A 21,642-nucleotide genomic window follows, 5' to 3' on the forward strand; every position below is an offset into this window, starting at 1 on the left:
GCGGCGCGGCCGGCCCCGGCGGTGCGGCCGGCGGGCCCGGCGGCGACGGCGACGACGAGGAGTACGTCGACGCCGACTTCGAGGACGTCGACGACGACGATCAGGAGTAACCCGGACCCCCGCGCCGTCGGACGCGCCGCTTAACACGACGCAGCCACGAACGACCCAACAACGAACGTAACGCATGAGCGAAGATTTCTACGACGTCCTCGGCGTGTCGCGGGACGCCAGCGAGGAGGAGATCAAGAAGGCGTACCGCAAGAAGGCCGCCAAACACCACCCGGACGTCAGCGACGACGAGAACGCCGAGGAGCGGTTCAAGAAGATCCAGAAGGCCAAGGAGGTGCTCACCGACGAACAGAAGCGCAAGCAGTACGACCAGCTCGGCCACGACCGCTTCACCGAGGCCGACAAGCGCGGCGCGACGGGGGGCGGCGGCCCCGGCGGGGCGGGCGGTCCCGGCGGTCCCTTCGGCGGGGCCGGCGGCGCGGGCGGCGCCGGCGGCTTCGAGGACATCTTCAACCAGTTCTTCGGCGGCGGGGGCGGCCGCGGCGGCGGCAACCGACCGCGACAGGGACAGGACCTCCGGACCGGCCTCCAGATCGACCTCGAAGAGGCGTTCGAGGGCGCGACCAAGGAGGTCACGCTCACCCGACCCACGACCTGTTCGACCTGCGACGGCGCGGGCCACCCGCCGGACGCCGACGTGCGGACCTGTCCCCAGTGTAACGGCCGCGGGCAGGTCCAGCAGGTCCAGCAGACGCCGCTCGGCCGCGTCCAGCAGACCTCGACGTGCCCGCGCTGCGAGGGCGAGGGCGAGCTGTACAGCGAGGACTGTCCCGACTGCGGCGGCGAGGGCATCGTCCGCGAGGAGGCGACGCTCTCCGTGGAGATCCCGCCGGGGATCCGCTCCGGCCAGAGCCTCCGGATGGAGCGCGAGGGCGCCCCCGGCGAGAACGGGGGTCCCAACGGCGACCTGCTGATCGAGGTCGACGTCGATGTCGGCGACCGGTACGAGCGCGACGGCGACGACCTCCGCGTGAAGGAGGCGATCTCCTTCCCGCAGGCCGTCTTCGGCGACACGATCGAGGTCGAGACGGTCGACGGCACCGTGGAGATGGACGTTCCCTCCGGCACCCAGAGCGGCGAGACGTTCCGACTGAGCGGGAAGGGGATGCCCCGGCTGCGGCGGCGCGGCCGCGGCGACCTCTACGTGCAGGTCGGCGTCGTGATCCCCGACTCGCTCAACCAGGAGCAGCGCGAGGCGCTGGAGGCGTTCGCCGAGGCCGGCGGCGAGGACATCGACGTCGGCGGCGGCTTCTTCGAGCGGCTGAAGAGCTCCTTCTGAGCGACGCGGCCGCGGGGACGGGAATCGGGGTTCCCCGATCCGTAGCTTTTCCGGCACGCGCCGCGTACCGGAGCGCATGGGCTACGACACCACCGCCTACGACGACGTCGAACCGCGCGCGCCGGGGATGTACTTCCTCCGGGAGGCGCTCGACTGCGAGAACCTCGGCGTGACCGTCGTGGAGGCCGACGACGGCTGGGAGGGGATGGAACACGACCACGCCGACGCCGACCACGAGGAGGTGTACGTGCTGCTCCACGGCGCGGCGACGCTGACGGTCGACGGCGACCCCGTCGAGCTCGGTCCCGGCGACGCGGTCCGGGTCGACGCCGGCTCCACGCGCGACCTGACGTTCTCCGCCGACGGCTCGCGGATGGTCATCGCCGGCGCGCCCTGAGCGCCGGTTCCGTCGCCGGCTCGTCGGCCGCGTCGACGGGGACGACCCGCGGCGAGGGCGACGCGACCGCCGCGCCACGCTTCCTTTTAAGCCTCGCCCGCTCCGACCCCCGGACATGGACGTCGTCGGCGATCTCCTCGCACGCGACCGGCGGAGCAGCGACATCGCGCTCGTCACCCCGGACGGCCGAGAGCGGACGTACCGCGACCTGATCACCAACGCGTACAAGGCGGCGAACGTGCTCCGCTACCTCGGCGCGCGCGAGGGGTCGACGGTCGCCGTCGAGCCGGCGCCGGGCTTCCACACGACGCTCGCCGTCCTCGGGGCGGCGGGACTGGGCGCTCCGGTCCGGTTCGACCCCGCGACGGGGATCGAGCGCGGCGACCGCGTCGTCCTCGTCGACGCGGCCGACGAGCCGGCGACCGAACCGGCGCCAGGCACGAGTCTCGCCGTCTTCGGCGGGCCGCCGGAGCGCCCCGAGACGACCCACTGGGAGCAGGAGCTGTGGAGCGAGAACCCCGGCATGCCGCCGAGTTCGGTCGGGCCGGACGACCCGGTCCTCCGCGGGACGGCAGGCGGTGGACCGGACGGGGGCGACGGTGCGTCGGGGGGGACCGGCGACGTCTCCCACCGCGCGCTGCTCGGCGCCGCCGCGTCGGTCGCGGACGAGCGGGGGCTCGAACCGGGCGACGAGGTCGTTCTCCGCGGCGACCTCTCGGATCCGCGGGCGTTGGCCGCGGGCGTCGTCGCCCCGCTCGCGGCGGGCGCGACGGCGGTCCTCGCCGGCGAGGGGGCGGGCGCCGACGCCCCGACGGTGACCGTGGTGAGGAACGGGGACGACGGCGGCTCGCGGCCGGTGACGCTCCCGACGGTCCGCGACCGCTAGCGGTCGGGGTCGGCGGGGACCGCCGGCTCAGTCGTCGGCGCGGTCCGCCGCGACCGCGTGCTCCGACCGGTGCCGGAGGCACGACGACTCGTGGCCCTCGGAGTGAACGGTCCGCTCCGGGGCGGTCGCCGCGCACGGCGTGGTGAACCGCTCCGCGAGCAGCGTCGCCGCCCCCTCCTCGTCGCCGGCGAGGAGCCGATCGATCGCCTCCTGCAGGGCGTCCTCGACCTCGGGATCGTCGATCTCGTCCGCGATGTCGAACTCCGCGCGGAGCCGGTCCCGGACGTCGTCGTCGCTCGCGGTCCCGGCGGCGCCGACCCTGACGCTCTCGACGTCGATCCGGCCGTCGGCGACCCGGTCGCGGAAGTTCAGTATCCCCCGCCAGTCGGACTGGTCGATATCCGTCCCGTCGGGCTGGATGACCCGGTGACACCGCGTGTGGAACCGGCAGCCGCTCGGGGGGTCCGTCGGGCTCGGCACCGTGCCGGTGAGCTCGATTCCGCCGAGGCTCGACCGCGGGTCCGGCGTCGGGATCGACGACAGCAGCGCCTCCGTGTACGGGTGTCGCGGGTCGGCGAACACCTCGTCGGTGGGGCCCACCTCGACGATCTCGCCGAGGTACATCACCGCGACGCGGTCGCTGATCCGGCGGATCACCGACATGTCGTGGCTGATGAACAGCAGCGAGAGGCCGAACTCCGCTTGCAGGTCGTCGACGAGCGAGAGAATTTCGGCCTGGATCGAGACGTCCAGCGCCGAGACGGGCTCGTCGGCGATGATCAGGTCCGGGTTCAACACGAGCGCCCGGGCCAGCGCGATCCGCTGTTTCTGGCCGCCGGAGAACTCGTGGGGGTACCGGTCGTAATCCTCGGCGGAGAGGCCGACGCGCTCCAGTAGGTCCTCGACGATCGCTCGCCTGCGGCCGCGGTCGGACATCCCGTGGACCTCCAGCGGCTCCGCGACCGCGCCGCCGACCGTCATCCGCGGGTCGAAGCTCGACGACGGGTCCTGGAAGATCATCTGGACCCCGCGGCGGAACTCCTTGAGCTCCGCGTCGGAGAAGCGGGTCACGTCGTTCGGGTGGCTCCCGTCCGGGTCCCGGCTCGCCCCGCCGCGGCCGTTCCCGTTGAACACGACCTCGCCGGCGGTCGGCTCCTCCAGCCGGACGATCGAGTTCGCGGCGGTCGACTTCCCGCAGCCGGACTCGCCCACGAGACCGAGCGTCTCCCCGCGCCCGATGTCGAAGCCGATCCCGTCGACGGCGCGGGCGACGCCGACCTGCCGGTTGAAGATCCCCTTCCGGATCGGGTAGTGTTTCTTCAGGCCTCGCACCGAGAGGACCGGCTCGTCAGTCATCCCCGGAGGTCACCTCGTTCGAGTCCGGCTCCGCTCCCGGCGGATCCTCGTCGAGCACCGACGGATCGCGACCGTCCCGGTAGTGGACGCAGGAGACGCGCTGCCCGGGGCGCACGTCGATCTCCTCCGGCTGTCCGTCGGTCCGACACGCCCGTTCCGCGTGCGCGCACCGCGGCGCGAACCGGCAGCCGTCCGGCGGGTCGCGGGGGTCCGGGAGCGTGCCGGGGATCCCGCCCCCGTCGCCGCCGAGCTCCGGGACGCAGTCTAAGAGCCGTCGGGTGTACGGGTGCGCCGGGCGGTCGAAGACGTCGAGCACGCCGCCGCGCTCCATCACCTTCCCCGCGTACATGACCACGACCCGGTCGGCGATCTGAGCGACGACGCCGAGGTCGTGGGTCACGAACAGCACGCCCATGCCGAACTCCGCCTGCAGCTCGTCGAGCAGCCTGAGGATCTGCGCCTGGACCGTCACGTCGAGCGCGGTCGTCGGCTCGTCGGCGATCAGGAGGTCGGGGTCGCCGACGAGCGCCATCGCGATCATCGCGCGCTGTTTCTGTCCGCCGGAGAGCTCGTGCGGGTAGTCGTCGAAGCGCGCGCTCGCGTTCGCGATGCCGACCCTGTCGAGCAGGTCGACGGCCCGCGCTCGCGCCTCGTCGTCCGAGACGTCGCGGTGGATCCGGAGCGCCTCGGCGATCTGCCACCCGACCGTGTAACAGTGGTTCATCGACTCCTGCGGGTTCTGGAAGACGTGCGCGATATCGTCGCCGCGGACCTCGCGGAGCTCGTCGTCGGGCATCGCCAGCAGGTCGCGACCCTTGAATCGGACCGTCCCCGCCACGCGGCCCGGCGGCTCCCTGACGAGCCGCGTGATCGACTCGGTCGCGACGGTCTTGCCGGAGCCCGACTCGCCGACGATACAGACCGTCTCGCCCTCGTCGACCGAGAAGTCGATCCCGTCGACCGCGGTGAGCGTCCCGCCGTCGGTGTCGAACGTCGTCGTGAGGCCCTCGACCTCGAGGAGCGGGGGAGACATTACGCGTTCTCTGCCTCCGCTTCGGGGTTCAGGGCGTCGAGCAGCGCGTCGCCGAGGAAGTTGAACGCCAGGATGGTCAAGAACAGCACGATGCCGGGCGCTAAGACGATCCACGGCGCGAACGAGAGGTCGCTCCGACCGGCGGAGATCAGCTGTCCCCACGAGGGGACCGCGGAGTCGCCGAGCCCGAGGAACGCGAGCTGCGCCTCGGCGAGCAGGAAGCCGGGGACGAGCAGCGTGAGCTGGGTGATGATGCTGCTGGCCGCGTTCGGCGCGACGTGACGCCGCACGACGCGGTAGGTGCTCGCGCCGCTGATCCGGTTCGCCTTGATGAACTCCGCCTCGGCGATCGACAGCGACTTGCTCCGGACGTACCGGGCGGTGCCGCCCCACGCGAACGCCGAGAAGACGAGGATGAACATCCCGAGCCCGGCGCCGTAGATGTACAGCACGAGCAGGAACATCAGCAGCGTCGGGAACGAGAGGACGACGTCGACGAACCGCATCATGACCTCGTCGACCCAGCCGCCGGCGTACGCGCTCACCGTGCCGAAGGTGATGCCGATCGAGGCCACGATCGTCGTCGTGATGAAGCCGATCTGCATGCTGATCGTCATCCCGTGGACGATCCCCGCGAAGACGTCTTTCCCGCCCGCCGTCGTGCCGAGCGGGTGCTGCCAGGTCCCCTGACACCGACCGGCGACGACCTCGCCGACGCACGTCGAGACGTACGACTCGTCGATCGAGAGGAACACCGGCGGCTGGTAGCCGGTGAGGATGCTCTGTTCGGGCGCGCTGACGAAGAACGGGCCGATCACGCCGCCGACGAACACGACCCCGAGCCAGCCGAGGCTCACGACCGCGGGCCGGTTGCGTCTGAACTCCCGCCAGTAGTACCGCGTCCGGCGGGGGTTCTGGAACAGCGGGAGGACGATGTAGAACGCGAACAGGGACAGCGTGAAGAGGAACAGGTAGTCGACGGTCCCGACGTCCCATCCGAGGCCGACGGGGTCGAGGGTCGGCGTCCGCTCGTCGAGGACCAGCCAGTCGTACAGCGCGACCAGCAGGAGCGGGAGCGCGGTGGCGAGCACGCCGATCCCGTTGATCGACGGGTCGAACCACCGCGACCGCGAGATCTCGTCCCAGTCGACTCGGTCGAAGCGGTCGGGTTCCTGTGTTGCCATGTGTGTCTCCTCCGGTCACCTGTCGTCGTAGCTGATCCGCGGGTCCAACACCGTGAACACGATGTCCTCCAGGAGGTTGCCGACGACGGCGACGAACGTGAACGCCAGCGTCGAACCCAGCACGAGGTTCGTGTCCTGCGCGATGAGCGCGTCGTACGTCAGCCGGCCGATGCCGGGGATCCCGAACACGACCTCCACGAGCAGCGACGACCCGAGGAACAGCGCCAGCAGCTGTCCGACGAGGGTCGTCGACAGCGGCACCAGGGTCGGCCGCATCACGTGGTAGGCGTACGCGCGGAACGGCGAGACCCCCTTCGCCTTCGCCGTCTTCATGAAGTCCGCGTTCTGGAACTCCGCAGACTCGTTGCGCGAGACGCGCATGATCGCGCCGATCGACCCGGTGACCAGGACGAACACCGGCACCGCGAGCTGGACCGCGTTCCGGACGCTGAACACCGGCACGTCGGTGTTGTACACGATCGGGATGGCCTCAAGCCAGACGCCGAAGATCAGGAGCAGGATGATCCCGAAGAAGAAGTTCGGGATGGCGTAGCCGAAGAAGGCGAACCCGGTCGCGACGTGGTCCTTCCAGGAGTACATGTTCGCCGCGGAGTAGACGCCGACAAGGGGGCCGATCAGGACCGTCAGGATCGTCCACGGGACGGAGTACTGGGCGGTGTAGTAGAGCCCCTGTGCCAGCGCCTCGGTCACCGGCTGGCTCCGGCTCTCGGCCCACCCCCAGTCGAGCGTGTACACGCCCCGGACGAAGTCGGCGTACCGGACGTACAGCGGCTCGTCGAGCCCCCGGAGCTCGCGTGCGCGCTCCGCGGCCTCGGCCGGGTCGCCCCCCTGTAGCGCGGCCTGCGTCGCCGCCTCCTGGACCTGCGGGTTCGGGGCCGCGGCGAGCAGGAGGAACGTGATCGTCGTGATGATGAGCGACACCACCGCTGCCCACAGGGTTCGAGCGACGACGTATCTTCCAAATCCCATGAGTGAGAGGTCGACCCTCGGCGCTTACCCGTCGTCCGGGTAGAACTCGGACCACCGGGGCTGCCAGGTGAAGTGCGGGTCCGCGAGGTCGCGATAGACGCCGCTGATGAGTTCGTCCTTGCTGATCGCCGCCGCGAGCGCCTGTCGGAAGGGGACGTGACGGAAGGGGTTCCCGGGGCCGGCGTTCCACCCGTTGTCGCGTTGGTTCACGGAGAGGATCGAGTTGTACGGCGTCGGGATCTGCCGCGTGGTCACGTCGTCGCTCTCGGTGTACGACTCGAACTGCTCGGGCGGGATACCGGCCGAGTCGGCCTCCCCGGTCTCCAGCGCGCCAAGCCGGGACGCCTGCTCCTCGACGACGCTGATCGTCGCCGCCTCGAACAGCGGGGCCTCGGAGAACAGGTCCGGCCCCTCGTCGATGTCGCGCAGGTAGTACTCGTCGTTGCGGGTGTACTCCACGCCCGATCCCCGCTCCCACTCGTCGAGCTCGAAGGCGCCGAGGTTGCCGGCGAACTGCAGCTCCAACAGCTCCTCGTCCTGTTGGAGCCCCTCGGCGTCCCGCTCTTCGACGTACGGCTCGACGAGCCCCCGCGGGATGGGGTAGAGGAGCGGATCGTACGACTCGGGCCACAGCAGGCTCGGCGTCGACAGGGTCGCCCGGAACTCGAACTCGCCGGTCTGTTCGACCTCGACGCCCTCCCAGTTGGTGGCGGCGTACGTGTTCGCCCAGTCGCTCTTGTGGAGCTCCCGGATCACGTAGACGAAGTCCTCCGCGGTGACCCGCCCGTAGGGCTCGCTGAACCGGAGGTTCTCGCGGATCTCGAACGTCCACACCTCGCCCTCCTCGGAGGACATGTCGTACAGGAGCGGGAAGAAGTCCTGGTTCTCGTCGAACGTGTACCCCTGGTCGAGCGCGCGACCGATCGCGTCGCCGGCGCCGCTCTCCGTGTTGTACAGCGGGTTGAGCGTGCTGAACCCGGAGGTCGTGACGGTGTCGTACGAGCCGGAGACCGTCGGTTCGTCGAAGTACCACCGCCCGAAGTCCCAGCCGTTGGAGAAGTTCTCGATGGGGCCGACGAGGGCGGGGTTGTACCCGACGAGGTCCGCGCTGAACAGCAGCATGATGTACGGCTGCTCCCTGGCGAGGTTCTCGAAGATCTCGACGAACGCCCGTCGCAGCCCGTCGCGGCTCGTCGCCCGTCGGGCCTCCTCGAACAGGCCGGTCGCGTCGAACTGCGGGTAGTACCCGACCGGGTTGTACTGGGCGTCCGCGCCGTCGAAGAACACCTCGTTCGTCAGCGGGTTGAGCGGGTACGTGTTCAGGCCGTACACGACCGACATATCCCAGGGCTCGCTGCTCGTCACCGACCGCGGCCCCGGGTTGTTCGGGTTCGGATTGGACCACTCGACCTCCTCGCCGTCGACCGTGTCCGTGCCCCCCTCGGTGCTCTCCCCGAGCCAGTAGTCGTTCCTGAACTGGGTCGGGTTCATCGCGTCGACGCTGACGCTCATTCCGAGGTTGTCGCCGAGCTCCTGCGCGATGAACTCGGCCGTGAGCTGGTTCGTCTCGGCGCCGGCGACGTGGATGATCCCGAGCTCCACCCGCTCGCCGTCAGGGGTTACCATGGCGTCGCCGTCGAAGCCGTAGTCGTACTCCGACCGGTCGAAGGCCCGCCGCGCGAGGTCCCTGGCGACGTCGCGTCCGTAGAGGTCGCCGACGCCGAACCGCGGGAAGTCGCCGATCTCGACGTCGCCCCCACCGCCGGAACCGCCCGACCCGCCGTCACCGCCGTCGTCCCCCGAACAGCCGGCGAGCGCGGTCGCGCCGCCGAGGCCGAGCATGGAGAGCCACTGCCGGCGTCCGAGTCGCCGACCGCCGTCGTCCGTACCGGTGCGCCGCCGTGACATACCACGACACAGCGATTGTACGCACTAAAACCTTCAGATGCGCGGGCCGAGCCGGCCGCTATCGACGGGGGCCGGTCGGAGACCGAGCGTGACCGTCGCGCGCGGGCTCGATGTACGCGCGGCGCGGCGCCGCGACGAGGCGGTCGGAAGGTCGAGCTCCGCGGCCGACGCTCGGATCCCAAAGCCCCTAACCCGGGGCGCCGAACGACGCGGTATGACGGACATCCACCCCGACCAGCGCGTCGCGGTGCTCGCCGACTCGCAGAACCTGTACCACTCCGCGCAGAGCTTCTACTCGCGGAACATCGACTACTCGGGGCTCCTAGAGGCCGCGGTCAGCGACCGCGCGCTCGTCCGCGCCATCGCGTACGTGATCCGCGCCGACTCCCCGGAGGAGGAGAGCTTCTTCGAGGCGCTCCGCGACATCGGCTTCGAGACGAAGATCAAGGAGATCAAGACGTTCGCCGACGGCTCCAAGAAGGCCGACTGGGACCTCGGGATGAGCCTCGACGCCGTCTCGCTCGCGAGCCACGTCGACACCGTCGTGCTCTGTACCGGCGACGGCGACTTCGCCCGGCTCTGCTCGCACCTCCGCCACGAGGGCGTCCGCGTCGAGGCGATGGGGTTCGGCGACTCCGCCGCCGACGAGCTGATCGAGGCCGCCGACGAGTTCGTCGACCTCGCCGAGGAAGAGGAGACGTTCCTGCTCTAGGCGGGGTCGCCTCCCGTCGAGCCCGGTCCGCCGAGCAGCCCCGCGATCGCCCGTTCGACCGCCGCCGCGGCCGCCGTCACCTCACTGACCCGGACGTACTCGCGCTCCGAGTGCGCGACCGCCCCCGCGTCGTCGGCGAGGTCGCCGGGGCCGAACACGACCGTCGGCGCCGGCGCGAAGTACGACGCCTCCGTCGCCGCGCCGAAGGGTCGCACGGACCCGCCGCGGTCGGCCGGGAGCCCGGTCGAGTCGGCCGCCGCCCGCGCCGCGCCAGCGACCGCCTCCACCAGCTCGTGGTCGGGATCCGTCGAGAACGCCTCGAAGAACGGCGACGCCCGGTCGGTCAGGGCGACCTCGACGCCGATATCGTCAGGGACGCGCGCCCGCACGGCGGCCGCGAGCGACGACCGGAACCCCTCGGCCGTCTCGGGCGGGACGCTCCGCCGGTCGACGGTGATCGCGCAGTCCGCGGGCACCTGGTTCGTCGCCCCGCCGCCCTCGATGACGGTCGGGGTGAGCTTCGGCGCGCCGAGCTGCGGGTGCTCGTCGGCGTCGGCGTCGAAGGTGCGGACCGCCGCGAGCGCGTCCTCGGCGGCCGCGACCGCGTTCGCGCCCGCGAACTCCGCGGCGTGGGCGGCGACGCCGGACAGCTCGACCGTCCCCTGGAACCGGCCCTTCGCGGCCGTGCAGGCGTCGAGCCCGGTCGGCTCGCCCACCAGGAAGCAGTCGGCGTCGAGCCGGTCCTCGGTCCCCGGCAGCCGCCCCGTCAGCGCCGCCGCGCCGAGCGACAGCGACTCCTCGTCCGGGGTGAGCGCGAGCGTGAGCCGGCCGCGCTCCGGGTCGGCCGCGAGGAACCCGGACAGGAGCGCCGCGAGCGGGCCCTTCGCGTCGCAGGCGCCGCGCCCGCGGATCACTTCGATCGGAGGGTCCCCCGACGCGGCTCCGCCCCGCTCGTCCTCGCGGGCCTCCCCGCGCTCGACGGGGACGTGCGGCGTCACCGTGTCGAGGTGCGTGTTCGCTACGAGGTGCGGCCCCGCGTCCGGCGCCGGCGACCGCCTCTCTGCGACTACGCAGCCGCCGGCGACGACCTCGCTCTCGACGCCGAACCGGTCGAGGGTCTCGACGACCAGCTCGCGGGTCTCGTCGACGGACTCGTGCGACGGCGTCCGGACCGCGCGTTCGAGGAAGGAGACGGGGTCGAACGACGGCGCGCTCATCGCGGGTCGACCGGCAGCGCGCCGGAGAACTCGTGGGCGACGGGGCCGGTCAGCGTCGCGTGGCCCGCGTCGGGCACCGCGATCTCCAGGTCGCCGCCCGGGGGGCGGCTCACGGCCGCCTCGCCCTCGATCAGGCCGAGCCGGCGCGCGGCGGCGACGACCGCGACCGCGCCGGTGCCGCAGGAGCGGGTCTCGCCCTCGACGCCGCGCTCGAAGGTGCGCTGGTCGAGGACCGCGGGCCGTCCGCCGCTCCCGTCGTCGACGACCGCCGCGAGGTTCACGTTCGCGCCCTCGGGGAAGACGTCGGCGTGGCGGACCGGCGGCGCGACGGCGTCGAGGTCGACCGCGTCGATCCCGTCCGGGTCGTCGCGGCCGCCGTCGACGAACGCGACCGCGTGCGGGACGCCGGTGTTCACGGCCGTGACGGTCAGTCCCGCGACCGGCTCGTCGACCAGGGGCTCGTCGCGGGCGACGGGGACCCGTCGGGGGTCGAACGTCGGCTCGCCCATCTCGATGGTCGCGGCGGTCGCGTCCGCGGTCACCGAGGCGCGCCGCGTCCCCGCCTGCGTGTCGATCATGAACTCGCGGTCGCCGGTCCGGTCGTGGGCCCACCGGGCGACGACGCGCGCGCCGTTGCCGCACATCGTCGCCGTCGAGCCGTCGGGCTGGACGAGCGTCATCACGACGCGGGTCGGATCGAACCGCTCCTCGATGCTGAGAAAGAGGACGCCGTCGGCGCCGCGGCGGCCGGCGTCGCCGTCGCGGTCCGCGGCGTCGCCCTCGGTGCCGTCCGCGCCGAACGCCGCCCCGTCGACGCCCGTCTCGCGGTCGCAGTGGGCGCGCGCGAACGCCGCGCGGTCGCCGACGCTCTGCGCGCTCGCGTCGACGACGAGGAAGTCGTTGCCCGTGCCGTGGTACTTCTCGACCGGGACGGCGTGGGTGCTCATCGGCCCCCCTCCGTCGCCGGCTCGGTCGCCGTCTCCGCCCGCTCGGTCGACGTCACGTCGGCGAGGCGCTCCCGCCGTCGGGCGACCGTCGCGGTTCCGTCGTCGAGCGCGACCTCCGCCGGCCGCGGTCGTGAGTTGTATTGGCTCGCCATCTCGTATCCGTAGGCGCCCGCGACCCCGACCGCGAGGAGGTCCCCGCGGACTGGGTCGGCGAGCGCTCGGTCCCTACAGAGGGTATCGCCGGTCTCACAGATAGGTCCGGCGACCGTGACAGCCGTTGCCCCCCGTTCCTCGGGCGCCGGGGCGTCGCCCCCGTCGCTCCCTCGCCCGCCGCCGAGGTTTCGGATCGGGTGGTACGCGTCGTACATCGCCGGGCGCAGCAGGTCGGTCATCCCGGCGTCGACGCCGACGACGCGCTCGTCGGGCGTCGGCTTCACCGTGTTCACGCGCGTCAGCAGGACGCCCGCGTCGGCGACGACGTACCGGCCGGGCTCGACCGCGAGGTCGACCCCCGCGGGCAGCGGCGCGACGGCCTCGCGGGTCGCCTCGGCGACCGCCGGGAGGTCGAGCGGGGGCTCGTCCTCCTCGTACGGGACGCCGAACCCGCCGCCGACGTCGACGTAGTCGAGGTCGAGGGGGGCGGGTGCGTCGCCGACTCCGGCTGCGCCGCCGGCGGGATCCGGATCGGTCAGCTCCCGCGCCAGCTCGCCCATCCGCGCGACCAGCTCCCGGTGGCTGTCGAGCTGGTCGGGGTCGATGCCGGAGCCCGCGTGGGCGTGGATCCCGACCACGTCGAAGCGCTCGGCGGCCGCGCGGGCCGCGTCGGCGGCGCGGTCGTAGGGGATCCCGAACTTCGCCGCGCCGCCGGTCCGGACCTTCTCGTGGTGGCCCGCGCCGACGCCGGGGTTCACCCGGACGCAGACGCGCCCGTCGTAGCCGCGCTCGGCGAGGCGGTCGAGGGTGTCGACCGCGCCGGCGGTGACCGTGAGGTCGGGCTCCGCCTCGGCGACGCCGACGACGTAGTCGAGGTCGCGCGCCGGCGGGTTGACCGCGGTGTAGTGGAGCCGGTCGCCGCCGAAGCCGGCCGCGAGCGCGCGGTCGACCTCGCCCGCCGAGGCGCACTCGGCGTCGAGGCCGGCGTCGCGGACCGCTTCGAGGACCCGCCGTCCCGTGTGCGCCTTGACGGCGTACCGCACGTCCGCCCCGGGGAACGCCGCGAGCAGGCGCTCGCAGTTCTCGCGCACCCGGTCGAGGTCCTGGACGTACAGGGGCGTGCCGTGCTCGGCCGCGAGGTCGGCGAGGCGGTCGGCGTCCCAGTCGCCCACGCGTCGGACCGAAGGGCTCTCTCCCGCGTCCGGTGCGGCCGCGTCTGCGCCGGTCATTCCCGGAGCGCGTCCTCGCGCCGCGTCGCCTCCAGCGTCTCCTCCTCGACGTGGGTCGCGACGACCGCGGGCTTGTACGCGCCGCCCTCGAACAGCTCGTGGTCGCCGACCGACGACGCCACCATCCGGGTGAACGCCCGGCGGTCGGCCGGCAGGTGGCCGTAGACGACCTCCTCCTCGACGAGGTCGTAGACCGGAATCCTGGGAGTGAGGAGGGTGTTCTCGCCGACGATCGAGTTCTCGCCGACGCGGAACCCCGAGGTGACCCGGCAGCCCGCGCCGAGCGAGACGCCGTCCTCGATCACGACCGGCGCGTCCTCGACCGGTTCGAGGACGCCGCCGATCAGCGTGTTGGCGCCGAGCTTGACGTTCTCGCCGAGCTGCGCGCAGGAGCCCACGGTGTCACAGGAGTCGACGAGGGTGCCGTCGCCGACGTGCGCGCCCATGTTGACGAACGAGGGGCTCATCATGATGCAGTCGCTGCCGAGGTACGCGCCGCGGCGGATGACGGTGCCGTCGGGCGTGTTGCGGGTGCCGCGCTCGCCGAGGTCGGCGGTGTCGCGCAGCGGGAGCACGTCGTAGTAGGTGACGCCGCCGTGCTCGCGGGGCTCCGTCTCGCGCAGGCCGAAGTTCAGCAGGATGCCCCGCTTGACCCACTCGTTGGCCTCCCAGGTGGTCACGTCGTCGCCGGTCTTCTCGGCGGCGCGGACCTCGCCGGCCTCCAGCGCGGCGAGGAACTCGTCGATCACCGCCGCGTCCGCGTCGGTCGCGTCGGCGGCGGTCAGCCCCTCCTGATAGCGGTTCCACAGGTCGGATACGTCGGATTCGAGCGTCATTTGGTAGCGTATGGGCGACTGTCGGTATTTATGCGTCGATGTGGAGGCGCTCCGAGGTCACTCGCTCCCCGCGTCCAGCACGTCGTCGAACCCGTACCAGCCGGGGTCGCGGCCGGTGAGCCAGGCGGCGGCGTCGAGTGCGCCCTCCGCGAACACCCCGCGGTCGCCGGCGCGGTGCGTGAGTTCGAGCGTCTCGCGGTTCCCGGCCACGAGCACCTCGTGCTCGCCGGTGACGTCGCCCGCGCGACGAGCGTGGACCCCGATCTCGCCGGCCTCGCGCGGCGCGTCGCCCTCGCGGCCGTGGACGCGCCGGTCGAGGTCGCCGCGGACCGACTCCACGTCGTCGAGGATCGACTTCGCGGTGCCCGAGGGGGCGTCGCGCTTCCCGTTGTGGTGCGTCTCGGTCAGCTCCACGTCGTAGCCGGGAAGCACGGCCGCGGCCTCCCGGACCGCGCGGCGGAGCGCGGCGACGCCGCGGGCGAAGTTCGACGCCTTGAGCACCGGAACGGCGTCGCTCGCGGCCCGCAGGCTATCGAGCTGCCCGCCCGCGAACCCCGTCGTGCCGGTGACCATCGGGACGCCGGCGTCGGCGCAGGCCTCGGCGTACGCGACGGCCGAGGCCGGCCCCGTGAAGTCGACGAGAACGTCGGGGGACTCGGCCGCGAGGAGCCCTCCCAGCCGGTCGGCGTCGTCGACCTCGACGCCCGCGACGGGGTCTGTCGCGGTGCGGTTGACCGCGACGGCGACGGCGACGCCCTCGCGGTCGACCGCGGCCTCGATCACCTCGCGGCCCATCCGGCCGCCGGCGCCGGTGACGGCGAGCCGGCGGTCCGCGCCGGCGCCTCCGCCGCTCATTCCGCGTCCCCCGCGGCGGGCTCGACGGTCCTCGGATCGACCGTCTCCGGGTCGACGGTCCCGGGCGCGTTCTCGTCGTACTCGGCGAGCAGCTCGCGGAGGGCCTCGCGGCGCTCCGCGGAGAGCCGCGAGAGCGGCGAGCGCACGTGCGGACCGCCGCGCCCGCGGATGTGCATCGCCTCCTTCACCGGGATCGGGTTCGTCTCGGCGAACAGCTCGCGGACGAGCGGCGAGAGCTCGTGGTGGAGCGCGCGGGCGCGGTCGTAGTCGCCCGAGAGCGCGGCGCCGACCATCGCGCAGGACCGCTCCGGCTCGACGTTGGCGACGACGCTGATGGTGCCGGTGCCCCCGATGGAGAGGACGGGCAGGGTGAGCCCGTCGTCGCCGGAGAGCACGGAGAAGGCCTCGTCGCGGGTGCGCTCGATCACCTCGCTGATGAGGTTCAGGTCGCCCGAGGCGGCCTTGTACCCCCGGATGTTCGGGTGTTCGGCGAGCTCGACCGTGACGTCGACCGGGATCGACTGGCCGGTCCGGCTCGGGACGTTGTAGACGATCTGCGGGAGGTCGACCGCGTCCGCGATCGTCCGGTAGTGCTCCAGGAAGCCGGCGGGCTCGGGCTTGTTGTAGTACGGGGAGATGAGGAGGAGCCCGTCGGCCCCCGCGTCGGCCGCGCGCCGGGAGAGCGAGAGCGCCTCGGCGGTGTTGTTCGAGCCGGTGCCGGCGATGACCGGGATGTCGTCGAGGGCGTCCCGGACCGTCTCGATCACGTCGACGTGCTCGTCGTGGGTCATCGTCGCCGACTCGCCGGTGGAGCCGACGGGGACGACCCCGTCGACGCCCGCGCGTTCAAGGGAGCGGGCGTTGTCGGCGAGCTGCGCGTGGTCGACCTCGTCGTCGTCGGTGAACGGGGTCGTCATCGCGGGGTAGACCCCCTCGAAGGGCTCGTCGGTCGACTCTCGGTCCGTCTCGGTCTGTGCGCCGTACGGCGTCGTTGTGGTCGCGTCTGTCATGGGTGCGCTGTGGGTGTCTGCGGTCGGTCGGGAAACGAACGGTGCGCGCGGGCCGGGGGTCGTCCGGGACGGGGTCGCCACTCCCGCCGGCGGACGGCTCACGCGCGTTTCTTCGAGAAGAGCCGCGTCGCTGACGGCGTCGGCGGGCCGCGTCCGGACGCGGGCGAGTTCACACCCGTACTGTGAGCCTCCGCCGCTTATAGATTTTGTCTCGGGTCGAAACTGCCGTCGAGGGGGGACGCGGGTGGGTCTGACCGTTCGCGGTGCGGAGTCCGGACCGGCCCGACCGTTCGCGGAGCGGGACCCGGACCGCGCCGGCGGCCGCGAGCCGAGCACGCACACCTTTTACCCCGGCGGCTCGTCTGCACCGATCTCATGACCGATCCCAGCGACCCCGCGATCGACCCGGACGAGCCCGGGCCGGCGAGCGAGGGCGACGCGGCCGACCCGGAACTCGACGCCGACACAGACGCCGACCGTCACGAGTACGACCCCGAGGCCGACCACGCCTTCCCAGACGACCGCCTCAACGAGGTGCTCGACCGGATCGCCGCGGACGCGGAGATCACGGCGTGCCTGGAGGCGCAGAACGTCAACCCCGTCGACCGGAAGGGGTACAACGACCACGGCGCGAAACACGTGGAGATCGTCCGGGACCGCGCGCTCCGGCTGTACGACCTGCTGAAGGCCGGCGGGGTCGAGTTCAACGGCGCCCGCCAGCAGGGGCTCGACGAGGCGGACGAGGCGGTGATCATCGCGCTCGCGGCGACGCTCCACGACATCGGCCACGTCGTCCACCGCCACGACCACCCGTACTACTCGATCCCGCTCGCGGCCGACCTGCTCGACGACCTCCTCCCCTCCTTCTACGGCGTGGCCGAGCGGGTGCGCGTGAAGGCCGAGGTGCTCCACGCCATCCTCTGTCACCACACCGAGGAGCAGCCGCTGACGCTGGAGGCCGGCGTCGTCCGGATCGCCGACGGCCTCGACATGGAGCGCGGGCGCTCGCGGGTCCCCTACGAGGAGGGCGGCCGCGGGATCAACACCGTCTCCTCGCAGGCGATCGAGCGCGTCTCGCTGCGGGAGGGCGAGGAGACGCCCGTGCAGGTCGTGATCCGGATGAACAACGCCGCGGGCGTCTACCAGGTGGACTCGCTGCTGAAGGCGAAGATGGAGGGGTCGCTGCTGGAAGACCGGATCCAGACGATCGCGATCAACACCCACAGCGACGAGGACGGGACGACGTCAATCGTCGACCGGATCGAGCTGTAGACGTGCCCCCGCGTGCCGTACGCTCCGACCCGTCCCGTGTCGTAACGGCTTTGCGCGTGGCCGGGACAGTGCGGGTATGACCGACGCCGACGCGCTCGCGGACCTCCGGACCGGCGCCGACTACCAGTTCGGCGCCGGCGCGGGCCGCGCCCTCTTCCCCCCAGAGGAGCCGCTGACGGTCCGCCGGTCGAGCGGCGGCCGCCCGCGGCAGGTGATCGTCGGCGACGTCGACGACACGCCCGGGAGCTCCGAGGGCGACCGGCTCGTCTCGTACGGCACCGACGGGCGCTTCACGCTCGGGGTCGCCGGCGGCCGGCGGCTGCGCGAGGCGTTCGCCCCGCCGCGGCACCGGGTGGTCGTCGGCGAGGAGAGCGAGCCGTTCGTCCGCGAGGGGCGCAACGCCTTCGCGAAGTTCGTGACCGCGGCCGACGGCGGGATCCGCCCCGGCGACGAGGTGCTCGTCGTCGACGACGCGGACGCGCTGTTCGCGGTCGGACGCGCGGAGCTCTCCGGCGCGGAGGCCGAGGCGTTCGCGAGCGGCGTCGCGGTGAAGGTGCGGAACGGGGTCGGCGACGCGGAGTAGCCGGAGTCGGCGACGCGGAGGTTCGACCGAAACGACCATTCCCCGTCCCCGACACGCACGCGTATGCACGTCGTCGTCAACGCCGCCCAGAGCGTCGACGGGAAGCTCGCGACGCGGCGCCGGGAGCAGCTCCGCATCTCCGGCCCCGAGGACTTCGACCGGGTCGACCGCGTCAGGGCCGCCGCGGACGCGGTGCTCGTCGGCGTCGGGACGGTGCTCGCCGACGACCCGCACCTCACGCTCGACGAGGAGGACCGCCGCGTCCAGCGCCTGCGGAACGGCCGCCCCGGCCACCCCGCCCGCGTCGTCGTCGACTCGGAGGGACGCACGCCGACCGACGCCCGGATCCTCGACGACGCGGCGACGACGTACCTCCTCGTCTCGGCGGCGGCGACCGAGGGGCGCCGCGAGGCGCTGACCGCGGCCGGCGCGGAGGTGATCGTCGCCGGGGAGGAACGCGTCGACCTCGCGGCCGGGCTCGACGAACTGGCCGACCGCGGCGTCGACCGGCTGATGGTCGAGGGGGGCGGCGAGGTGATCTACTCCTGTTTCGCGGCGGGGATCGTCGACGAGCTCCACGTCTACGTCGGATCGATGGTGATCGGCGGCCGCGACGCGCCGACGCTCGCCGACGGCGAGGGGTTCACCGGGGGGTTCCCCGACCTGACGCTCACCGACGCGGAGCGGTTCGACGACGGGATCGTCCTCTCGTACGAGGTCGGCGGGGACGGCGGGTCGGGGGCGGCGTAGCCGCGCGGCCCGAATCGGGGCCGACGGGCCGTAGAGAACCGAGGGGTCGTGTGAACCGTAACCACGGAAATCGCGGGGTACACGCGCCGTGACACCGATACACACGAAAATCACCGAAGTATTTATGTGTCATCCGGGGGTAGTCGCAGGTACCAGAACGCCTCTGGCGCTGGTGGAACCGCACGCTGAAATGAACGGGAGTTCTTGTCGACGGCCCGACGCATCACAGCGAGCGTCTGCTATCGCCGGAGCGGTGATGGAGTGATTAAAAAATGGTAACGAAAGAAGAAGTCATCGAACAGTACGACATCGAACCGATGGACGAGGCGGACAACGTGGACCTTTCTGAAGACGACTTGGAGAACGGCTCCAAGGGACAGCTCATCAAGCGCGCCGGACAGCTGCGAGACCGGCGCAACGAGCTGAACCAGATGGCCTCCGAGCGCGCCTCCAAGCGCGACGACCTCAACGCGAAGACGCGCGAGAAGGTCGACGAGGCCCAGGAACACCGCGAGAAGCGCGACGAGCTCAACGAGCAGGTTCAAGAGCACAAGGACAAGCGCAACGAGCTCAACGCCGAGGCCAACGAGCTGTTCGACGAGGTCGAGGAGCTCAAACAGGAGATGGAGCTCGGCTCCGGCAAGTCCATCGAGGAGCTCAAAGAGGAGATCGAGGACCTGGAGTTCCGGCAGCAGACCGAAGTCCTCGACGCGGAGGACGAGCGCGAGCTCATCGAGAAGATCGACGAGAAGCGCGAGAAGCTCGCCGAGAAGAAGGAGAAGGTCGACGACACGAGCGAGCTCGACGAGCTCGTCGAGGAGGCCGAGGAGGTCCGCTCCGAGGCGTCCCAGCACCACCAGAAGGTGACGGAGCTCGCGGACAAGGCCCAGGAGCACCACAACCAGATGATAGAGGCCTACCGCGAGGCCGACGACATCCGCGACGAGGCCGACGAGATGCACGAGCTGTTCGTGGAGGCCCAGGAGGCCGCCGACCGCCACCACGAGGACTTCGTGCGCGTCCAGAAGCGCCTGCGCGAGCTCGACAAGGAGGAGGAGCGCGAGCGCAAGGACGAGCGCGCGGAGAAGCGCGAGGAGGAGAAGGAGGAGGCCGAGGAGATCTATCAGAAGTTCAAGGAGGGCGAGACGCTCGACACCGAGGACCTGATGAAGCTCCAGAAGACCGGCCTGCTGTAGCTCGGTCGAACCGACGTTTCTGCGGTTTTCCCGCGACGCGCCGAGCCCCGCCGCAACGCGCGTCGCACCTCGATACGCCGGTCACGCCTCGATACGCCGGTCACGCCTCGATACGCCGGTCGCGCCCCGCGAGCGGTCGCGTCGGCTCCCGTCCGAATCGGTCCCGCTTCGAGGCCGCTCAGTCGTTGCGGGTCGTCTGTTCCTCGGAGACGAAGCGGTCGTACGCGGACGTGAACTCCACGTCCGCCTCGGTCGCGTCCTCCCACGCGGTGAGCCCGCGCTCCGCGGCCGTCCCCGCGACCGAGTTGTCGAGCAGGAAGGCGACGAGCCCCCCGACGGCCATCCCCGTCGACCCGATGACGTAGATCGTGTTCGCGACGACGTCGGCCCCGAGGAGGGGACCGAGCAGGAAGCTCTCGGCCAGCCCCTGCTGGAGGGCGTCCGCGCTCCCGACGCTCCGCAGGTACTCCGGGACGGCCATCCCGGAGAAGAGCGCGATCCCGATGATGAAGATGTTGCGCGACGAGTCGAGGTCGACGTACTTGAGGTTCGAGAGGCCGACGCCGACGATCTGGGCGAACATGGCGACGTAGAGGCCGCCGACGATCGGGCTCGGGATGGTGGCGACGAGCTGGCCGAAGTAGCCGACGAACCCGACGAGGATCATCAGCGCCGCCCCGATCTGGACGACGTACCGCGAGGCCACGCCGGTGAGGCCGATGGCGCCGACGTTCTCGGAGTACGAGGTCGACCCGCCGGTGCCCATCACCCCGGAGAAGACGTTCATGAGCCCCTCCATGCCGATGCCGTGCGTCATCCGTTCGCTGCCGGGAGCGCCCATGCCGGAGAGGCGGGCGACGGCGTGGTAGTCGCCGATGGACTCGACGATCGAGGCGGCGACGCCCGCGAGCATGCCGATGACGAACGCCGGCGTCACGCTCGGAACGCCCCACTGGAGCGGATAGATAAGGTGGACCGGGTCGGCCGCGGCGACGCTCGCCAGGTCGACGTAGCCGGGCGTGCCAGACCCGAAGACGCCGGAGAGCGACAGGCCCGCCGCGACCGCCCACGCGACGACGATACCGAGGAGGACCGGGAACAGCTGGAAGATCTGCGACCGCCCGCCGAGGTACTGCGAGAACAGGACGATCGCGGCGAGCGTCAGTCCGAGGAGCCACCAGTTCTGCTCGGTCGCGGTGATCTCGGGCGCGTTGAACAGCGACAGGCCGATGAGGACGATGACCGGCACGATGACGACCGGCGAGAGGTGCCTTCGCAGCCGGCCGACGAGCCCGAGGTAGCCGACCGCGACCTCGGCGAGCGCGGCGACGATGATCGCGCCCTGAAGCTGGAGCAGCGCCGCCCGCCAGGCGACGATGCCCTCAGGCGGATTCGCCGTCACGACGCCGATGACCGCGAGCGCGGGCGCGAGCATCGAGAACGGCGCGCCCTGCACGATCGGGTAGCGGTTGCCGAACGTCGTCTGCGCGAGCGTCGCGATGCCGGACACGACGAAGAACGTGCCGACGAAGCGCGGGACGACCGCGTCGGGCATCCCCATCGCGCCGGCGAGGATGAGGGGCACGGCGATGTTCGCGCCCACCATCGTGAGGTAGTGTTGCGCGCCCAGCAGGAGCGACTTCCCGAGCGGGGGTCTGTCGTCGACACCGTACCGAACGAACGCCTCCTCGTCTTCGTTCCCTGCCATCCCTGTCGCGTTCATCAGCACAGGGCTACAAAAATTCGGCCTTTGCGGAGCCGTCGACGGCGGACGTCGGTC

Annotated in this window: 20 protein-coding genes; 8 read left to right on the plus strand and 12 right to left on the minus strand. The window is 71.7% G+C overall.

Annotated elements, in window-relative coordinates; all coding sequences use genetic code 11:
• Window positions 1-184 precede the first annotated feature (184 nt).
• From dnaJ to ACFQMF_RS09225, 3 genes are all read left to right on the plus strand, one after another.
• On the plus strand, window positions 185-1,348 hold the full coding sequence (dnaJ, locus tag ACFQMF_RS09215) for a molecular chaperone DnaJ (protein WP_256408799.1): 1,164 nt from the start codon (window positions 185-187) through the stop codon (window positions 1,346-1,348).
• 76 nt (window positions 1,349-1,424) lie between these two features.
• Entirely contained in the window at window positions 1,425-1,745 is a 321-nt protein-coding gene (locus ACFQMF_RS09220) for a cupin domain-containing protein (protein ID WP_256408800.1), read from the plus strand.
• Between the two features lie 115 nt (window positions 1,746-1,860).
• Window positions 1,861-2,631 carry a long-chain fatty acid--CoA ligase gene (locus tag ACFQMF_RS09225; protein ID WP_256408801.1) on the plus strand — a complete coding sequence of 257 codons (771 nt, stop codon included), beginning with the start codon at window positions 1,861-1,863 and terminating at the stop codon, window positions 2,629-2,631.
• 27 nt (window positions 2,632-2,658) lie between these two features.
• On the opposite strand, the gene ACFQMF_RS09230 is transcribed toward ACFQMF_RS09225, so the two are convergent.
• From ACFQMF_RS09230 to ACFQMF_RS09250, 5 genes are read right to left on the minus strand one after another with little or no spacing between them, the layout of a single operon-like run.
• A complete protein-coding gene (locus ACFQMF_RS09230) occupies window positions 2,659-3,987 on the minus strand; it encodes an ABC transporter ATP-binding protein (RefSeq protein ID WP_256408802.1) in 1,329 nt (442 codons plus the stop codon).
• Window positions 3,980-5,020: an ABC transporter ATP-binding protein gene (locus ACFQMF_RS09235; protein WP_256408803.1), complete on the minus strand. Its 1,041-nt coding sequence runs from the start codon at window positions 5,018-5,020 to the stop codon at window positions 3,980-3,982. The genes ACFQMF_RS09230 and ACFQMF_RS09235 overlap by 8 nt, the downstream gene beginning before the upstream one ends.
• The gene (locus tag ACFQMF_RS09240; RefSeq protein ID WP_256408804.1) at window positions 5,020-6,204 is read right to left on the minus strand and encodes an ABC transporter permease; all 1,185 of its coding nucleotides are present in this window, start codon (window positions 6,202-6,204) and stop codon (window positions 5,020-5,022) included. Before ACFQMF_RS09240 ends, ACFQMF_RS09235 begins: the two co-directional genes overlap by 1 nt.
• A 15-nt stretch (window positions 6,205-6,219) precedes the next feature.
• A complete protein-coding gene (locus ACFQMF_RS09245; RefSeq protein ID WP_256408805.1) occupies window positions 6,220-7,194 on the minus strand; it encodes an ABC transporter permease in 975 nt (324 codons plus the stop codon).
• 24 nt (window positions 7,195-7,218) lie between these two features.
• Window positions 7,219-9,102, minus strand: a complete 1,884-nt coding sequence (locus tag ACFQMF_RS09250) for an ABC transporter substrate-binding protein (RefSeq protein ID WP_256408806.1) — start codon at window positions 9,100-9,102, stop codon at window positions 7,219-7,221.
• A gap of 214 nt (window positions 9,103-9,316) precedes the next feature.
• Between ACFQMF_RS09250 and ACFQMF_RS09255 the strand changes: the two genes are divergently transcribed.
• Window positions 9,317-9,814: a LabA-like NYN domain-containing protein gene (locus ACFQMF_RS09255; RefSeq protein WP_256408807.1), complete on the plus strand. Its 498-nt coding sequence runs from the start codon at window positions 9,317-9,319 to the stop codon at window positions 9,812-9,814.
• Here the strand turns inward: ACFQMF_RS09255 and ACFQMF_RS09260 are convergent.
• The 6 genes from ACFQMF_RS09260 to dapA are packed head-to-tail and all read right to left on the minus strand — an operon-like array spanning window position 9,811 to window position 16,061.
• Window positions 9,811-11,031, minus strand: a complete 1,221-nt coding sequence (locus tag ACFQMF_RS09260; RefSeq protein WP_256408808.1) for a M20/M25/M40 family metallo-hydrolase — start codon at window positions 11,029-11,031, stop codon at window positions 9,811-9,813. The genes ACFQMF_RS09255 and ACFQMF_RS09260 overlap by 4 nt on opposite strands.
• A complete protein-coding gene (dapF, locus tag ACFQMF_RS09265; RefSeq protein ID WP_256408809.1) occupies window positions 11,028-11,978 on the minus strand; it encodes a diaminopimelate epimerase in 951 nt (316 codons plus the stop codon). The genes ACFQMF_RS09260 and dapF overlap by 4 nt, the downstream gene beginning before the upstream one ends.
• Window positions 11,975-13,360, minus strand: coding sequence for a diaminopimelate decarboxylase (lysA, locus tag ACFQMF_RS09270; protein WP_256408810.1), 1,386 nt, complete (start codon window positions 13,358-13,360; stop codon window positions 11,975-11,977). Before lysA ends, dapF begins: the two co-directional genes overlap by 4 nt.
• The gene (locus ACFQMF_RS09275; RefSeq protein ID WP_256408811.1) at window positions 13,357-14,196 is read right to left on the minus strand and encodes a 2,3,4,5-tetrahydropyridine-2,6-dicarboxylate N-succinyltransferase; all 840 of its coding nucleotides are present in this window, start codon (window positions 14,194-14,196) and stop codon (window positions 13,357-13,359) included. The genes lysA and ACFQMF_RS09275 overlap by 4 nt, the downstream gene beginning before the upstream one ends.
• Window positions 14,197-14,253: 57 nt before the next feature.
• A complete protein-coding gene (dapB, locus tag ACFQMF_RS09280; protein WP_256408812.1) occupies window positions 14,254-15,051 on the minus strand; it encodes a 4-hydroxy-tetrahydrodipicolinate reductase in 798 nt (265 codons plus the stop codon).
• Window positions 15,048-16,061, minus strand: coding sequence for a 4-hydroxy-tetrahydrodipicolinate synthase (dapA, locus tag ACFQMF_RS09285; protein WP_256408813.1), 1,014 nt, complete (start codon window positions 16,059-16,061; stop codon window positions 15,048-15,050). The genes dapB and dapA overlap by 4 nt, the downstream gene beginning before the upstream one ends.
• A gap of 375 nt (window positions 16,062-16,436) precedes the next feature.
• Between dapA and ACFQMF_RS09290 the strand changes: the two genes are divergently transcribed.
• The 4 genes from ACFQMF_RS09290 to ACFQMF_RS09305 all read left to right on the plus strand — a co-directional run bounded on the left by ACFQMF_RS09290 (window position 16,437) and on the right by ACFQMF_RS09305 (window position 19,862).
• Window positions 16,437-17,333: an HD domain-containing protein gene (locus tag ACFQMF_RS09290; protein ID WP_256408814.1), complete on the plus strand. Its 897-nt coding sequence runs from the start codon at window positions 16,437-16,439 to the stop codon at window positions 17,331-17,333.
• A 76-nt stretch (window positions 17,334-17,409) separates the two neighbouring features.
• Window positions 17,410-17,916: a PUA domain-containing protein gene (locus ACFQMF_RS09295; protein ID WP_256408815.1), complete on the plus strand. Its 507-nt coding sequence runs from the start codon at window positions 17,410-17,412 to the stop codon at window positions 17,914-17,916.
• Window positions 17,917-17,979: 63 nt separating this feature from the next.
• On the plus strand, window positions 17,980-18,666 hold the full coding sequence (locus ACFQMF_RS09300; protein WP_256408816.1) for a 2,5-diamino-6-(ribosylamino)-4(3H)-pyrimidinone 5'-phosphate reductase: 687 nt from the start codon (window positions 17,980-17,982) through the stop codon (window positions 18,664-18,666).
• Window positions 18,667-18,938: 272 nt separating this feature from the next.
• Window positions 18,939-19,862: a coiled-coil protein gene (locus ACFQMF_RS09305; RefSeq protein ID WP_256408817.1), complete on the plus strand. Its 924-nt coding sequence runs from the start codon at window positions 18,939-18,941 to the stop codon at window positions 19,860-19,862.
• 178 nt (window positions 19,863-20,040) lie between these two features.
• Here ACFQMF_RS09305 and ACFQMF_RS09310 read toward each other — a convergent pair whose 3' ends face one another.
• On the minus strand, window positions 20,041-21,570 hold the full coding sequence (locus ACFQMF_RS09310) for a uracil-xanthine permease family protein (RefSeq protein ID WP_256408818.1): 1,530 nt from the start codon (window positions 21,568-21,570) through the stop codon (window positions 20,041-20,043).
• Window positions 21,571-21,642: the final 72 nt, after the last annotated feature.

Source organism: Halorubrum rutilum (genome assembly GCF_042665015.1).
Taxonomy (GTDB): domain Archaea; phylum Halobacteriota; class Halobacteria; order Halobacteriales; family Haloferacaceae; genus Halorubrum; species Halorubrum rutilum.